Genomic DNA, 17,153 nt, shown 5'->3' with positions numbered 1-17,153 from the left:
GGTGCTATTGTAATTTATTTGGCTGCTGACGCACGAAAATTCAGGCTACCCGGCTGCTTGCGCGCACTCTCTGGCATATAGCGCAAAATGCTTTCGGCTCGTGCCAAGTCCGGTTTTTTGGCCATAAACTGCTGTTTCCAGGCACGGTGCGGATTTTTGATGATGCCAGCCAGCCAGGCGGCCTGGATCGGATTCATCTGCGCAGGGGAGAGCCCAAAGTAATAATTTGCAGCCGCATGTGCGCCACACAAACTCGGGCCCCAGTCGACCGTATTTAAGTACAGGTTAAGAATATTGGTTTTATCCAGTGTATTTTCCAGCTGTACGGCATACAGTAATTCTTCTATTTTACGCTTCCAGGTACGCTCACCGTTGGTAAACATATACTTCACCACTTGCTGGGTAATGGTGCTGCCCCCCACGGCCTTGTCAGTACTTTCCTTGCCGAGTAGTTGCTGCATTTGTGTGATGGCATAACCCGGGTGGTGCCTGAACTCGGCATCTTCGGCAATGATGGTCGCCATCGGTAACCAGCGGCCCATTTTATCGTAGCTGAGCCAATGCACTTTTTCCGGGTGTTTTTGCTCATCCAGCAGCGGGCAATCATATTGCACAGACGAAGCGGTGACTTTGCTTAAGTCCAGCCCACTCACGTGTAATTGCGATAGCTGCGGTTGCACACTCCAGCTTTGCCGGGGCCAGCGCAAGATTCCTGTGGCTGAAAGTGCACCTGAGACAGTGGCTTGAGAGATGGCACTAGAATGCGCACGCAAAGAACTCAGCAAACTGGCCAGAGGCGTGGCTGGCAGGGTCCAGTTCAGCTTTAATGAGCGCATGGTAGCCTTGCCTTCAAAATCAATTTTGAATGGCTGATTGGCCGCATCCACTAATAAATAACCGTTTAATTGCTGCCCATCGAGCTTTAACCACAACGCCACAGAGTCCAGCATCAATGGTTTATCACTGACGGATTTAGCTTCCAGCCAACAGTGCTGGCAATGCACACGCAAACCATCAGCATCATAAAGCCGGACATCGCCATGATGCAGGCTGAAGCCTTTTTTATCTAACAACCAGCGCCCCGCTGGAGAAGTCGCCAGCATCAGCATGGGCAGTACGCGCACTTGTATGCCACTGCCTACTGGCAACTTTACCCGCCAGGCAGTTTTGTCATAAGGTTGCCAAACCCAGGCCGCCACGCCGAGGATGGCCAGCAAGGAGGCAATCAACAGGCTAATAATGAGGCGTAAGCACCATTTTTTCAGCATTGTGGCGTCACCTTAAACCAACAAACGCTCCACCACCTTGCCTTGTTGCAGATGGTTTTCAATGATGTCATCAATGTCGCTTTCATCGACAAAGGTGTACCAAACGGCATCCGGGTAAATCACCATCACTGGCCCTTCGCCGCAGCGGTCCAGGCAACCGGCACGGTTGATACGCACTTTGCCAGCACCGGCCAGGCCTTGTTGTTTGACTTGTTTTTTCATATAGTCAAACGCGGCCTCGGCGCCTCTGTTCATGCAGCAGTCTTCGCCATTTTCGCGCTGGTTAAGACAGAAAAATACGTGGTATTGAAAGTGACTTGTGGTCATAACGATTGCCTTGTAAAACCTCGCACCGGATGCAACGCTTATTCGGTGGAGAGTTGGTCATCTCTGGTAAAGGTCCAGGTACGCGTAATGCTCAGTACATCGGTATCCTGGCGGATATCTTCCGGAAAGACCGGAAAGGGGGCAGCCAGCTGGACAATGCGGCGTGCAGATTCATCCAATAGCCTGTGCCCGGAGCTCTGGTGGATACGAATACTTTCTATACTACCATCGGCTTTCACTGAAACGGTCATTTGCAGCCTACCATAAAGCTTTTGTGTCATCGCCGCTTGCGGATAATTCAGGTTACCCACACGTTCAATTCTTTGCCGCCATTGCTCAACATAATTGGCAAAACGATATGCACGCGTGCGCGCACCAACAAACTGGCGCTTGGGGCGCATTTCGTATTCTTCCTGCTGCTTGGCAATCAGCGCCTCTAGCTTAGCCATCTCTTGCATGGCTGCCGTTTGCGGCTGCGCTTGCACCGGCACATGTTGCGAAGGTGGCTGCTGCCTGGCCGCCGCATGTGGCTGCGACAACGGCGGTGTTTGCAGGCTGGTCACGGCCTGGCTGGCTTTTAACTGTGTGAGCAGCGCTTGTGCTTCTTGTTCCAATTGCGCCACACGCTGTTTTTCACGCACCAGCTCGGCCTCGTGCGGACTGCTCGCAGTCGTGGCTGATGGTAGCGTCGCCTGTGCGGCATGCGGCATGGACGCCTGCATTTGCTGCACACTGGGTAGCGGGCTCTTCATCTGCCGTTTTTCATCGGTATTGCCGCCGCGGTCCAGATTGGCTTGCGCCAGTGCATCGGCTTTTTCAGGCGCACTTTGCGTTTTGCTGTTCACCAGCATCACTTCTAATGAAGGAATCTGGTCTTTAAAGGCTTTAAGTTCCGGTTGAAAATGTAGCGTGAGCACGACCGCATGTGCCAGTAGCGAAAACCACAACGCCCACACCAGTGGTGAGCGTTTGCGGAAACTCTCCGGTAACCCCATGCGGCGCTTGTCCAACTATCCCTGCAAGGCCTGCAACAATTTTTGGTGTACGCCACCAAAGCCGCCATTACTCATCACCAGCACATGATCGCCTGGTTGCGCCATAGCGGTGACCGCAGCCACCAACTGACCCAGCTCATCATAGGTTTGCGCTTTTTGCTGGATGGGGGCTAAGGCAGCGGTGGCATCCCATCCTAAATTATTGGCATAGCAAAACACAGCATCCGCATCACGCAGGCTGTCGGGCAAGGCATCTTTCATCACGCCCAGTTTCATGGTGTTAGAGCGCGGCTCCAGCACGGCCAGAATGCGGGCGGCGCCCACTTTGGCACGTAACCCGGCCACCGTGGTGGCAATCGCCGTCGGGTGATGCGCAAAGTCATCATAGACGGTGACGTCATTAGCCACGCCTTTTATTTCCATACGGCGCTTCACATTTTTAAACTCACCAAGGGCTTCAATCGCGATACAGGGTGCGACGCCGACATGACGTGCGGCGGCAATGACCGCTAATGCGTTGCTGCGGTTATGTTCACCAAGCAAGTCCCAGCTCACATTGCCCTGGCGCTCACCGTTTAAATACACATCGAAACGGCCTTGTGCATCAACGTTTTGCACTTGCCAACCACTGGCGCTGTCTATGCGTTCCAAGGCACTCCAGCAACCGCGCGCAATCACGCGATCCAGGCTGTCTTGCTGGTTAGCCACGACCAGGCCTTGTTGCGGCACGGTGCGTACCAAGTGATGAAACTGTTTCTCGATCGCGGGTAGGTCTTCAAAAATATCGGCGTGATCGAATTCAAGGTTATTGAGCACGGCCGTGCGTGGACGGTAATGCACGAACTTGGATCGCTTGTCGAAGAAGGCAGTATCGTATTCATCGGCCTCGATGACAAAAAACGGGGAAACCGATTTCTGGTCTTGTTTAGGCGTTTGTGGCAAACGGGCAGACACGCCGAAGTTTTCTGGCACACCACCAATCAGGAAACCAGGCGCCAAACCTGCATATTCGAGCACCCATGCCAGCATGGAAGAAGTGGTCGTCTTGCCATGCGTACCCGCGACCGCCAATACCCATTTGCCTTGCAACACATTCTCGGCCAGCCATTGCGGACCAGAAATATAAGGTAAACCCAGGTTGAGCATTTCTTCCATCAGCGGATTACCACGTGTGACCACGTTACCAATCACATAGATATCGGGATTCAGGCTGGTTTGGGTAGGGTCGAAGCCCTCAATCAATTCGATGCCTTGCGCTTCGAGCTGTGTACTCATGGGTGGGTAAACATTGGCATCACACCCGGTGACACGATGACCGGCCGCTTTGGCCAGCACGGCGATGCCACCCATAAAAGTGCCACAAATACCAAGGATGTGAATGTGCATAAATTTTACCAGGACAATGAATGCATGCATTTTACCAAACAACGTCTGGTAAAGCGGTAGCGATTAGCGCTCAATTTTTGGCAAATAATGGCTGGTACTGGCGGCAGCGGGCAACAATATCCGCAGACTGGAAAATATCGGTAATTACCGCCAGTGCATCGGCACCTGCCTCCACCAAGTGGCGGGCGTTATCCAGCGTAATGCCGCCAATGCCGACGACGGGCACGGACAATGACTGTTTGGCTTGGGTAAATAATGCAGCGGCGGCGCTAGGCGCATTGGGCTTGGTGGAAGAAGGGTAACACGCGCCAAAAGCCACATAACTCGCGCCTGCGGCCTGCGCCTGCTCGGCCAATTCAAAGCGGTTATAGCAAGAAGCGCCGATGATTTTCTGTGCACCTAGCACCTCGCGCGCTGCAGTGATCGCACTATCATGCTGGCCGACATGTACGCCATCCGCATCCAAGGCCGCAGCCAGCGCCACATGGTCATTAATCAACAATGGAACATTGAATTGGCGGCACAGAGCGAGTAGGGCTGTCGCCTGCTCTAAACGCAAAGTGTCACTGGCCGCTTTATGCCGATATTGCACCAGCGATACGCCACCTTGTAACGCCTCTGACACTTGCGCGCAAAGCAGCGCTGTGTCATCGCAATCTGGCGTCACCAGATATAAACCGCTAATGCTGAAGTTCACTCGCTTTTTCCTGCACGTCTGACTCGCGCGCCCAGAAGAACCGGTCAGGAATAAATTGCCCCATGCCAGGGCGGAACGCATGACGTAGGGTCTGCCAGGTAAACTCCTGCGCTTCATGCACGGCCTCTTCCATGGTCAAGCCGTGTGCTAGGCAAGCGGTAATCGCACTGGTCAAGGTGCAGCCGGAGCCATGATAACTGCCCGGCAGGCGCTCCCAGTGGTAATCTTTAATCAGCCCCGGGATCTCGTTTTGCACACCATACAAGCTATTAACGACATCCAGCGAGCGCTCGTGCGTACCGGTAATCATCACATACTCGGTGCCCATGCCCAGCAGGCGCAACGCACACTCTTCGAGCGAACTGTGTTTGACTTCATCACTCTCATCGTAATAAGCCAAGCGGCGTGCTTCCAGGCTGTTGGGCGTAATCAGCGTCGCTTGCGGAAATAACAGTTCGCACATAGCGGCCTGCATTTCTTCATTAGACAGTTCATCGCCGCGGCCAGAAGCCAGGATAGGGTCAATGATTAACGGCACATCCGGGTAATCGGCAACGATTTCTGCAATCACCGCCACGTTTTCCACGCTGCCCAACAGGCCCAATTTAAAGGCACTCACAGACACGTCTTCCAAGATCGCACGTGCCTGGTCATTAATCCAGTCTGCATCCAGTGGCATCACACTTTCCACGCCTACGGTATCTTGCACCGTAATGCCGGTAATCACAGACAGCGGGTAACAACCAATACTGGCGAGCGCCATGATATCTGCCTGCACACCGGCACCACTGCTCGGGTCTGTCGCGGCAAATGTTAAAACGGTGGGAGGAGTATTGGCCATGAAAATTCCTTTGGAGCGGCTGACGGGAATCGAACCCGCGTATCAAGCTTGGGAAGCTGGCGTTCTACCATTGAACTACAGCCGCGAACGAATGACCGCTATTTTACTTGCTGTCTGGTCGAATACAAAACATTATTCAGCACAAAAACAAAAGCCGGACAATTGTCCGGCTTCTGCTTGGCTGATTAAATTAAATACAATTCGAGTTCACGCCGTCTGGCAACTTCACGCCAGAACTCAGGATAGGCGTACTACCCAAATGATCTTCGTTAGTAGGACAAGCCACCGCATCCAGGTCTTCCTCGTCACCAGCAGCAGGGTTCAGAGAAACGATAAACATCGTATTCAAGATCGGATTGTTAGGGATGAGACCACCTAAACCAGCATTATCACGTGGTGAAGTCGGATCAGTAATGCTACCTGTTGCAGTAGAGTTCTGATTAACCGTGTAACCATCGACTGTGCCAGCTGTTGGATTGAAGATCTGCTTGCCTTCGGCCGTCACAATATTGACCACATTGTATGTGCCGTTAATAGGCTTACCTGTACCAATGACTGGCGTATCATAGGTTGCACCAGTAATCGGAGACACTGTAGCGACATCACCATCAATCAGGCCTGTAGTTGTGACAGACAACCCGCTTGCATCTGTCACGATATTGTTGCCATCGAAGGCTTTAGTCGCGGTCCCGGCCAGGGTTGCTGTGACGGTCGGACTCACCTGATGCACAAAGCCGTTGCCCGTACCTAACAATGTGCCACCAAATGACGTGCCATATTGTTTGTAGTTGTAGGTAGCCAGCAAATTGCTGCCTTTTACATCGCCGGTTGGATCCGCACTGTAAATTGTCCAGCGACCAGTTGCACCGGTAGTGATGGTGGCATTCGCGCTGTTAATAAAGTTACGGCCAGCAACCAATTGCACTGCATCAGCCGCATTGCTGTAGCTTAAGATATTGCCAAGGGTGTACATATCACGACCCGCTTGAGCGAGTAATTTAGCCGCATTGCCTACAGTACCTGTCCCGGTTTTAGCACCAGGTGCCATCGTCACGGCACCCATTCTAATATCGCCTGTCGTGGTTTTAAGTGTAACCGCACCTGCCGCACCACCGGATTTATTCGTGCCATTACCATCCGCACCAGAGGCTACAATCGCCTGTGTGGTAATGTCTGTACCCGCAGTGATGTTAACCGCACCTGCACTCTTGCCATCGGTATTAGCGCGTCCAATGCCCGCACTGGTATCAATATTGCCAGCCGTCACGGATCCATTGACCGCAGAAAGTGTTACTTTATTACCAATAGAGTTGAAACCGCCCTTGGTCGTCACATTGCCAACGGTGACATTGCCAGAAGTGCTTTTGACACTGACTTCACCAGAAGCCGTAGAGACAATCGAGTTGCGTCCGGCGTTACCTGCACCTGTCGTAATATTGCCGACCGTGGCATCTCCTGTAGTGCTAATGGCCACTTTACCGCCAGTGCCACCGGTGCCAAAAGGCGGCGTAGAGGTGCCGGTCCCTGGGGTGCCAGAAGCCGAGCCTGAAGTATTAATATTGCCACTCATTTCCAGGCTACCTGCGTCAATCACCACGCTACCACCATTAAAGCCATTGGTGGTGCTAGATGCAGGGCGGCCGTTCGCAGTGATATTGGCAGTACCTAATTGCGCGAATCCAGCGACGGTGATTTTGACGCTACCAGCATGACCATAGCCTTTAATATCACCATTAGAGCTAATGTTACCTGCTGAGTGCGTCAACGTTGCTGCAGACAGCACGACACCACCTGGGCCAGTAATGTTGGCACCGATGTGCAGGTTACCAACACCGCTATTATCGGCATCCGCCTTCAGGTTAATGCTGCCTTTCCCTGACGTGGTCAACGCTGCGTTGACATTGATATCGTTATTGGCTTCAAGGCGAATATTGCCATCGACGTTCATCGTGACAGCTGCATTGACGTTAATGTCTTTGGTCGCTTGCAGGAACAGCTGGCTAAAGCCGGTGATCCCTGCGACATTGATATTGGTTGTGCCGCCGGCATTATCAGCGAAAGCCACATCTGGCGTACCAGACGCATTATCTGTTGGCGTAGAACCGCCGCTGATCAAGTTAATGGTTTCAGGGTCTAACAAAACGGATCCGCCCAGCCCGTTCGCTGCAGCGACATTCACCGACCCAAGGAACGCCAGGTCTTGCTTGCCGGAAACCTCAACAAAGCCACCATTACCACTGGCAGCGCCGCCTTGTGCAGAAATGCTGCCATAGTAACGGGTCAAATCATTCGCCCAGACCACAACCTTACCGCCATCGCCTTGCTGGCGTGCATCGGCTTTAATCGTTGCACCACTAGCAACATAGGTAGTTCTGGCGTTGTAAACGGCGTCGTTTTTACCTTGGTAATCACCACCCACCAGCACCTTACCACCACCGGTATCACCAGATGCATCCAGTAAAGCACCATTCATCAAGGCCACTTGCTCACCAGTGACTTCAATCGACCCACCTGTTGTGCCTTGACCTTGAGCGATTAATTGGCCGGACACTTCAACCTTGGCGTTATCACCACCTTCAAGGCGGATCACGCCATCACGCTCAACCAGTTGGTTGGCTTCAATAATACCGGAAACATTGATTGCTGCAGAACGGGCATTGGTCGCTAATTGCACCAAACCGCCATTGGCCTGGATCAATCCACTGTTTTTAACCAACCCCTCCACTGCCTGTGCAGTTAAATTGGCTCTCACCAGACCATTACCGTAAAAATCCAGAACCGCTTCTTTTGCAGAAGCCAGAACAACACTGCCATTGTTTGCGACCAGCGTGCCGGAGTTCACCACTTTTTTACCCAGCATCACAATGTAACCTTCACCCTGCGTTTTAATCAGGCCGCGGTTTTCGATATTGCCAGCCATATTTTCGGCCGTAAACTTGTAATTACCTTGCAAAAAGGCTTCATTGGTAATATTCAGGGTAGACGCCACAATATTACCGACGTTAACTTCAGCACCTTTGCCAAACAGAATACCATTCTGGTTCACTAGGAAAAGGCTACCGTTCGAATTCAATGTCCCATTGATTTCGGAGCGACTGTTGCCGATCACACGATACAAGGCACGGCCTGCATCTGGCATGATCACATCCAGTTGATGACCCTTCATCACGCCAAACTTGTAAAAATCAACAATGTTGACATTGGCGGTATGAATATACTGGGTGTGCGTCGCACTGACATCTTTCACCGTGAGGTCACCTGCTACCACACCAGCCACAACATTAGTATCTGCAAATGAAGAAAGTGGCATGATCGCTGCGGCAAATGCACTCGCCACCACAAAACGCCATTTGGTTGCTGAGGTAAGCGAAGCGTCTGAAAGATCGCTGGCTGTCGATATTTTTTTTTGGTTGACTGCGCCGGTCACACTGGATTTACCATGTGCACGGGTTGTTTCGGCCACGGCAACCCAGGCTTGCTGGAGCTTGCTCCAGACCAGACGATAGACATGGTTTAAGGATGCTGCTTTCATGACACTTCTCCTTTAGTAAGAAACGCCACTGATCCTCCAAGACCAGTGGGTTACCATCACTTCTCTCAATTCCTGATATGGGTGTAATTTTGTTTCAGGAAATTATTTTTGTATGTAGCCCACTATGACTAATGCTGCCTGGGGCGCATCCAACTCCAATTAGATGCGCCCGCATTCATGCGGGCTACTTTTTATATGTCCAGGCTTTTGCCCGGATCAGGCTTACTACAGATTTAAAACTAGAAATTTTTTCTTACTTGCGCCCAGAGTTGGTACTCGGTATTACTTTCAGCGCCGTCAAGATCACGCTTCTGCTGGGAATAGGTAGTCGTCAAAATCCACTGCCCTGGGAACTGGATATCGGTACCAACACCAATATGGTTAGAGCGGACATAAACGCTGTTACCAATCGGATCATGATTCAGCTTGCCGCGACCGGCATCATAAAAGGCAAATGGCGTCACTGACTGGATATACGGCGTGACATCAGCCCCGGTGGTGGCAAACGTTTTGCGCACATCAGTGCCTACCATCCAGCCCTGGTCGGCCTGGCTAGGAATTTCAGAATACTGACGCCAGCGGTTGATGGCCCCGATACCGAAACGCTCAGCAATATCCAGGTTATTACCTGCGCCCTGGTAATCCGCACGTACCACCCAATTCACACCGTTATCAAATACCTGGGTGCGGCTGGAGGTCCAGTTCCACTTCACGAAGCTGCCCTGGGTATCCAGTAATGCACGGTCATTGGCTTTTGCCAGTGAGTCTTTATAGGAGACATCACCCGCAGTCACCAGGAAGCTCCATTGATAGGCCACGCTGCCAATATCATTAATCCAGTCGCCGACCAGGCCCAACTCCAGGCTGCTGATATCACGACGGTTGTTAATCGACGTACCTACTTCGTCATCCAAAATCTTGTAGTTGCCACCGACCTTGAACGCAACGCCTTTTTTGGTTTCACGCAGCAAAGGGTGCTCAAGCGAACCATAAAAGTAATGGGCATCACCAGATGCATCAAATTGTTTAAATTCACCACCGAGTTTGTAATCCACATAACTGTACGCGAGGTTCATGATCGTGCCAGCACTGCCCACTGGTGTGAAGTACAAGCCACTGATAGAACGCTGACCTTCATCCCTGGAGGTTTTACCGACCACCGCCAACTGGTCGCCACGGCCATGGAGGTTATTCACGGCAACACCAAAGCCTAAAGTTTCACGGTTGGTATAACGGTTACCATAGTTGTTGGCACTGACAAAACCGGTGACGCGGGGAACACGTGGTTCCACAGAAACTGCAACATCAGAACTACCTACTGCCTCACCCGGGTTGAGCTGCGAAGTCACCTGAATGCCAGGCAAACCGTTCATGACCATGATATTACGCACCAGGTTGCGCTCATTGAGTACATCACCCTTGTTCAGCCCATACTCTGACAGTGATTGGAAATACTCCTGATCCAAGCCTTGCCCTGCCTCTGCTTTCACCTCACCCAAGGTACCTTCCAGGATAGAAAGCTCAACCACGGCTTCGGCTTCTGTGGTTTTCCGCAAATCCTGGGTTGGCAAGTAGACTTGTGTCAGCAGATAACCACGTTGGCGGTAGTAGTTACGAATCGTCCCCACCGCCTCGTTAAGCTCGCGCATGCCAATTTCATGACCAGTCAGGTGTGCAAGCTGGGCAGCCAATACTTCATCTGAGAATTGTTTGTTGCCGGAGAATTTGAATTCTTTTACAACAATCTTGAGGCTGGATTTCTTTTGTTTTTTTTCTGGTGCCGGTGTTTCTTCAGGCACTTGAATGATAGGTCTTGGTTCTGGCAGAATAGGTCTAGGCAAGTTCTGCTGGATATCCGGCAAAGAAACACCCCCTGCCAATACCTGAGATGTGTAGCCTAGTGCCAGCAACTGTAACAGGCCTATACGCTTTAATTGTGTTTTCAAGATGACTCCCCAAAGCTTTATAAAAATATAATCTTTTTAATAGTATAACAACGTCCAAACTCCCCTTAAAAAACCCCCAAATCCTAACGTTTTTTTACAAAAAAAAGGGCGTTTAGTAGCATATTTGTAACTTTTACTAGTATTCCAGCGCATCCACATCCAGCACCCACCGGATTTTTGCTTGCAGCGGATGTGTCCTGACCCACTCGACCGCCACCTGCAATAGCTGCTGCAAGGCGCCGCGATGTGCAGACTGCAGCATCACATACCCGCGCTCCATACGATTTAGCCTGGCAATGCCTGGACGCACCGGGTCATAAACCAAAGGCTGCTCTGACAACGCTGCCGCTTGTGCCGCGACATACTCTCTGGCGGCATGGCTAAAGTCTGTTAAAAACTGGCTCACCAGGCTGTACTCGGTCGCTTCTGCCTTCATCACGGCAATATAAGTCGCAGGAGGAAACTGCATGACCATGCGCTCCTGCAACAAATCGTCGGCAAACGCCGCATAGTTTTGCTCGCGCAGTGCAGCAAACAAGGCATGCTGCGGAAAGGCGGTTTGTATCAGCACCTCGCCCGGCTTATCCCCACGACCGGCGCGACCTGCCACCTGCATCAACTGTGCAAACAGGCGTTCACTGGCCCGATAATCAGGGCTATACAACGCACCATCTATATCCAACACCCCTACCAGCGTCAAATTGGCAAAATCATGGCCTTTGGCCAGCATTTGCGTGCCAATCAGAATATCCACTTTGCCCGCATGTACCGCGGACAACAGCTCGGTTAAAGCATCCTTGGCCTGTATGGTGTCGCGGTCCACGCGGGCGACACGCGCCTGTGGAAAAAGCTGCTGCAAGCTTTCCTCAACCCGTTGTGTGGCCTGGCCAACCGGGCGCAAATCAGGATTACCGCAACTTGGGCATTGCACCGGAATCGGCTGCTCATCACCGCAGTGATGACAACGCAAGACGCGCTGGCGCAAATGCAATACCGCTTTGGCAGAGCAGCGGCGGCAATCCGCTAGCCACTGGCAAGCGGAGCAATGCAGCACGGGCGCATAACCGCGTCGATTAATAAACAGCAAGCTTTGCTCACCGCGTTGCAAGCGCAGCTCAATGGCCTGTTTTAGTTGCGGCGTCAGTCCGGCTTCCGGCGGGCTGTGCGTGGTATCAATACAAAAAATACGTGGCAATTTGGCCTGGGCTGCCGCCCGTTTGGTCAGCGTCAGCAATCGGTAACTGGCCTTTTTTGCATTCGATGCAGCTTGTGCCTGATCTCCCATCGCGTTGTACCAGCTTTCCAGCGAAGGCGTTGCGCTACCTAATACCACCGGGATCCGGCATTGTTTGGCGCGCACCAGTGCGACATCCCGCGCATGGTAGCGCATGCCATCCTGCTGCTTGTACGAAGTGTCGTGCTCTTCATCCAGAATCATCAATTTCAGATGCGGCATGGGCGTAAACACACTTAAACGCGTGCCGATGACAATGCGCGCAACACCGGATTGTGCCGCCTGCCAGTTTTGCAAGCGCTCACTCTCGCTCAAATGGCTATGCAAGGTCACCAGTGGAAACTGGCTTAAGCGACTACGAAAACGACTTTCCAGCTGTGGGGTCAGGTTGATTTCGGGCACCATGATCAGTGCCTGCGCCTGCGGCTCCGCGAGCACGGTTTGCAGCAAGCGGATATAGACCTCGGTTTTACCTGAACCAGTAACGCCGAATAACAACCAGGGCTGAAAACGGTTTAAGTCTGCCAGGATCGCATTGACCGCATGGTCTTGCTCGTCATTTAGCGTGGGTGCCAGGTCAGATGCGGGCAGGGAAGGGCGCGTCGCAATCACTTCGCGCCTGGACACGTAGCCAGCATCCAGCAGTGGCTGTATGGCTTTGCGCCAGGTAGCGGACACTTCGCCCAACATCGCCTCACTGCATTCACCCTGCTGCTGCAGGGAGGCAACCAGCTTGGTCAGCACTTGTTGCCGCTTACCAATAAAGTCTTCCGGAATGGGTTTCGCCAACTGATACAGCCACATTTTTCGCGTCACCGCCGGTTTAATCTGGCGCAAACGCAGTGGCAAGCTGGCCAGCACGGTCTGGCCAAAAGGGTAGTGATAATAGTCGGCGCAAAACCGCAGCAACTTCAAGGTCGCGGCGTCAAATGGCACGTCATCAAACACTTGCAGCACGGCTTTAAGCTTGTGTGGCGGCACATCAGTTTCGCTCAGCAGCGCCATGACAATGCCCACCAATTGCCGCCCGGCGAAGGGCACCACGACGCGATTGCCTTCACGAATCAACAGGCCAGGATTTAAATAATCAAACTGGCGATCCAGTGGCACGTCCAGCACCACGCGCACAATACTGGCGGGGGTTGCGGCCTGAAGGTCGGAGACAGTTGAACACATGGGTGAAAATGCTTAATTAGGTTAAAATGGCGGCTTGACTATTCAGCACCATTTTAACCTTGAAACAAACGATCACAGAACTCATTCTGCAAGCGGTGAAACCGCTGGTAGAAGATACCTCCAGCCTCAACATCATTCTTGAGCGGCCAAAGTCTGCCGACCACGGCGATTTTGCGACCAATATCGCCATGCAACTGGCCAAGCCTTTAAAGCAAAACCCACGTGCGATTGCGCAGCAGATTATTGATGGCTTGCCCGCCAACAATGTCATTAGCAAAGTCGATATAGCCGGTGCAGGCTTTATTAACTTCTTTGTCTCGGCTGACAGCAAACAGGCAATTGTGCACGAGGTGCTGCAAGCAGGGGCTGCGTTTGGCCGCAACCAGGCTGGCCAGGCTGAAAAAGTGCAGGTGGAGTTTGTCTCGGCCAACCCGACCGGACCGTTGCACGTCGGTCATGGCCGTGGCGCCGCGGTGGGCGACTGTTTGTGCCGCCTGCTGGATGCCAATGGCTGGAATGTGACGCGTGAGTTTTATTACAACGATGCCGGTGCACAAATCGACAACCTGACCAAGTCAGTGTTGGCGCGTGTGCAAGGCATCAATCCTGACGATGCAGGCTTTCCGGAAGACGGCTACCGCGGCGACTATATTGTCGATATCGCCCAAGCCTACCTGGCCAAAGCCACCATCACCGCTGACGACATGCAAGTGACCGCCAGCGGCGATGTGAATGATACCGAGTCCATCCGCAAATTTGCCGTGGCTTATTTGCGTCATGAGCAAGATCTGGACTTGCAAGCTTTCCAGATCAAGTTTGATGTGTTTTCACTCGAAAGCGCCTTATATAGCGAAGGCAAGGTAGAAAACACCGTGCAATCCCTGATCGCCAGCGGCCACACCTACGAGCTGGATGATGCCTTATGGCTGCGCACTACCGCGTTTGGTGATGATAAAGACCGCGTCATGCGCAAAAAAGAGGGCGGCTTCACCTACTTTGTGCCTGACGTCGCCTATCACCGCGAAAAATGGAACCGTGGTTTTAAACGCGTCATCAACGAACAAGGTGCAGACCACCACAGCACCATCACCCGTGTGCGTGCAGGCTTGCAGGCGCTGGACGTCGGCATCCCGCAAGGCTGGCCCGAGTACGTATTGCACCAGATGGTGACCGTGATGCGCGGTGGCGAAGAAGTCAAACTGTCCAAACGCGCCGGTAGCTACGTCACTTTGCGTGACCTGATTGAAGAGGTCGGCTGCGACGCCACGCGCTACTTCCTGGCTGCCCGCAGCCCAGACTCACAACTGGTATTCGATATCGACCTGGCACGCGCGCAAACCAACGACAACCCGGTCTATTACATCCAGTATGCACATGCACGCATATGCAGCGTGCTCAACCAGTGGAATGACGACGTGACCCGTTTAACGGCGGCAGAACTGTCACCGTTGCAAAGCGCGACAGAAACCGCCCTGATGCAAGCACTGGGCCAATATCCAGAAGTGGTCAGCAGTGCCTGCCAGGCATTGGCACCGCACATGGTGGCCAACTACCTCAAGGAGCTAGCCAGTGCCTTGCATAGTTATTACAATGACACCAAATTTTTGGTGGATGACGAACAAGTCAAACTGGCACGTTTGGCGCTGATCACCGCCACCCGCACTGTGTTGCGTAATGGCTTGGCGTTATTGGGCGTTGGCGCGCCGGAAAAAATGTAAGCATCCCTTTAATGACTGCTGAATTGATTGGTTAACCTCACAATGAGTCGCGACTACAAACCCTCACAAGCCAAAGCAAAAAGCAAAAGCAGCGGCAGCACTTTCTTTAACGGCCTGCTGGTCGGCCTGTTTTTGGGTGTCGCGTTAACCGTGGCCCTGATTATCTACATCAAAGGTGATCACAGCCCATTCTCCAGCGCATTCAAAAAAGACGAGGGCCAGCAAGAAATCCCGATCAAGAACACCGTCACCGAAGAAGAAGTCAAACCTGGTAGCGCCTCTATTGAGGACCCGAACAAGTTTGATTTCTATACCATTTTGCCCGACACCGAGAGCAAAATCAGTGAACAGCAAGTGAAAAAAAACCCGACCATCAAGCAAGAAAGCTATTTTGTGCAAGTCGGCGCCTTTGCCAAAGAAGATGATGCCAACAATCTCAAAACCCGCTTGGCCCTGGTTGGTTTTGAAGCGTTTGTACAAACCGCAGAGATCCCCAACAAAGGCACCATGCACCGGGTGCGTATTGGCCCGCTCAATGACTTGGCCAAAATCAATAAAATTAGCCACGATCTGGAAACCAATGGCTTCCAGGCCAATCTGATCAAGGTCAATATCGAATCTTCAACCCATTAATGCGGTTGTCATCGTATGCACAGCTGCCACGTTAATGCATGACGTTCCACAAAACTTTAGGAAACTGACTTTATGAAAAATATGTTGTTGAGTTTGATGCTTTGGGCTGGCTTTACCGCGACCTCAGCACTGGCAGACCCGCAAATGGGTGAACAGTTTGATCAGGTTGCGCAGCAAATCACGACCGATCAACCGGCCAAAATCGAAGTCATGGAGCTATTTTGGTATGGCTGCCCGCACTGCTACCATATGGAGCAGCCTTTACAAGCCTGGGTGAAAAAACTGCCCGCAGATGTATACTTCAAACGCATCCCAGCCTTGCCAAACGCAGGCTGGGCTCCGTTAGCTAAAACCTATTTTGCCATGCAAGAACTCGGCGTGCTGGAAAAACTGCATAGCCAGTTATTTGACGCCATCCACAAAAGCAAAACCCTGAGCCAACAGGCTGACGAAGCGTCTTTGATCGATTGGGTGACCAAGCAAGGTGGTCTCGATAAAATCAAAGTTGAAAAAGCATTCAAGTCATTCGCGATTAACATGCAAATGAATAAAGCCATGCAAACTTTCCGGGCTTCAGGCGCGACTGGGGTTCCTGCCCTGATTATCGACGGTAAATTCATCACCGGTAGCTCCATGGCCGGTGGCAATGAAGCAGCCCTACAAACCGCTGACTTTATTATTCAGAACGTGCGCAAAGACAGAGCTGCCGGTAAGAAATAAGCCAGTAGTTCGCATTAAAAGAACGCCTGATGTCAGCAACATCAGGCGTTTTTGTTTGATGCTGCTAAAGACTAAAAAAGCTATTTAATTGACCACCGATGAATGCGGATACACGCCGAGGGTGAAACCTATTCATTGAACAATCACACAAACCATGAGGGCGCGAATGCCCACACGCTACTAGCATTTTTATTGAGTGATAGCTTTTCTTTCGCCTCTGGGCGAGTCACTTTCTGATGCTTGCCCCTCAGAAAGTAACCAAAGAGGAGGGCACCCAGCCATCACGGCCTGCGGCGTCCTTGCGTTGCTCAACAAAATAAGCGGTCACGAAACTCGCCCTAGCAGCTTGCACACTACGCAAGCTGCCGCGGTGCTCAGACAGTCGCTCCCTTCTCTCTTGTTTTGTCTCCGCTACTCAGCGTGATGGGATGGGATTTATCTCGCAAAACTCACATTGGCGAAGTTCGGACAGTTCAAAAAAACAATTTTTTCTTAATCGATCGACGGTCGCAGTCGCATGGTGTTCGGGGTCCCCATCTGCCGCGCCGAGCAACGCAGGGTTGACGGGAGTATTCGGCCATCGGCTGTTCGAGCTCCGCTACAAGCCACGTTCTGTGTGGCTTGTCAGGGCGAGTTTCGATGGACGCCCGGCAAGCCGAGTAGCGCAGGAAATAAGCGGA

12 protein-coding genes and 1 tRNA gene are annotated in these 17,153 nt (G+C 52.2%); 3 read left to right on the top strand and 10 right to left on the bottom strand.

Translation table 11 applies throughout. From position 1 onward, the window contains the following. Positions 1-14: 14 nt before the first annotated feature. The 10 genes from ACIDE9_RS03470 to ACIDE9_RS03425 all read right to left on the bottom strand — a co-directional run bounded on the left by ACIDE9_RS03470 (position 15) and on the right by ACIDE9_RS03425 (position 13,402). Entirely contained in the window at positions 15-1,268 is a 1,254-nt protein-coding gene (locus tag ACIDE9_RS03470; protein ID WP_411992713.1) for a biosynthetic peptidoglycan transglycosylase, read from the bottom strand. 12 nt (positions 1,269-1,280) lie between these two features. After that, a complete protein-coding gene (locus ACIDE9_RS03465; protein WP_411992712.1) occupies positions 1,281-1,595 on the bottom strand; it encodes a (2Fe-2S) ferredoxin domain-containing protein in 315 nt (104 codons plus the stop codon). A gap of 38 nt (positions 1,596-1,633) precedes the next feature. Then, complete coding sequence (locus tag ACIDE9_RS03460) at positions 1,634-2,590, bottom strand: energy transducer TonB (protein WP_411992710.1); 957 nt, start codon at positions 2,588-2,590, stop codon at positions 1,634-1,636. Positions 2,591-2,605: 15 nt separating this feature from the next. Further along, entirely contained in the window at positions 2,606-3,976 is a 1,371-nt protein-coding gene (gene mpl / locus ACIDE9_RS03455) for a UDP-N-acetylmuramate:L-alanyl-gamma-D-glutamyl-meso-diaminopimelate ligase (RefSeq protein WP_411992709.1), read from the bottom strand. A gap of 70 nt (positions 3,977-4,046) precedes the next feature. Continuing rightward, on the bottom strand, positions 4,047-4,673 hold the full coding sequence (thiE, locus tag ACIDE9_RS03450) for a thiamine phosphate synthase (RefSeq protein WP_411992708.1): 627 nt from the start codon (positions 4,671-4,673) through the stop codon (positions 4,047-4,049). Then, complete coding sequence (thiD, locus tag ACIDE9_RS03445) at positions 4,657-5,514, bottom strand: bifunctional hydroxymethylpyrimidine kinase/phosphomethylpyrimidine kinase (RefSeq protein WP_194742298.1); 858 nt, start codon at positions 5,512-5,514, stop codon at positions 4,657-4,659. Before thiD ends, thiE begins: the two co-directional genes overlap by 17 nt. 11 nt (positions 5,515-5,525) lie before the next feature. After that, positions 5,526-5,599, bottom strand: a tRNA-Gly gene (locus ACIDE9_RS03440). Between the two features lie 105 nt (positions 5,600-5,704). Beyond that, positions 5,705-9,046: a filamentous hemagglutinin N-terminal domain-containing protein gene (locus ACIDE9_RS03435; protein ID WP_411992706.1), complete on the bottom strand. Its 3,342-nt coding sequence runs from the start codon at positions 9,044-9,046 to the stop codon at positions 5,705-5,707. 239 nt (positions 9,047-9,285) lie between these two features. Next, positions 9,286-10,992, bottom strand: coding sequence for a ShlB/FhaC/HecB family hemolysin secretion/activation protein (locus ACIDE9_RS03430; protein ID WP_411992704.1), 1,707 nt, complete (start codon positions 10,990-10,992; stop codon positions 9,286-9,288). A gap of 136 nt (positions 10,993-11,128) precedes the next feature. Continuing rightward, entirely contained in the window at positions 11,129-13,402 is a 2,274-nt protein-coding gene (locus tag ACIDE9_RS03425) for a primosomal protein N' (RefSeq protein WP_411992702.1), read from the bottom strand. Between the two features lie 59 nt (positions 13,403-13,461). Between ACIDE9_RS03425 and argS the strand changes: the two genes are divergently transcribed. The 3 genes from argS to ACIDE9_RS03410 all read left to right on the top strand — a co-directional run bounded on the left by argS (position 13,462) and on the right by ACIDE9_RS03410 (position 16,473). Further along, the gene (gene argS / locus ACIDE9_RS03420) at positions 13,462-15,120 is read left to right on the top strand and encodes an arginine--tRNA ligase (RefSeq protein ID WP_411992700.1); all 1,659 of its coding nucleotides are present in this window, start codon (positions 13,462-13,464) and stop codon (positions 15,118-15,120) included. A gap of 42 nt (positions 15,121-15,162) precedes the next feature. Then, a complete protein-coding gene (locus tag ACIDE9_RS03415; RefSeq protein ID WP_194752505.1) occupies positions 15,163-15,753 on the top strand; it encodes an SPOR domain-containing protein in 591 nt (196 codons plus the stop codon). 72 nt (positions 15,754-15,825) lie between these two features. Continuing rightward, on the top strand, positions 15,826-16,473 hold the full coding sequence (locus tag ACIDE9_RS03410; RefSeq protein ID WP_194752506.1) for a thiol:disulfide interchange protein DsbA/DsbL: 648 nt from the start codon (positions 15,826-15,828) through the stop codon (positions 16,471-16,473). Positions 16,474-17,153 lie beyond the last annotated feature (680 nt).

This window comes from Methylophilus sp. 'Pure River', from assembly GCF_046765995.1.
Lineage (GTDB): Bacteria > Pseudomonadota > Gammaproteobacteria > Burkholderiales > Methylophilaceae > Methylophilus.
Note: the sequence above shows the minus strand (reverse complement) of the source record. Positions and strands in the feature narration are given on the sequence as shown.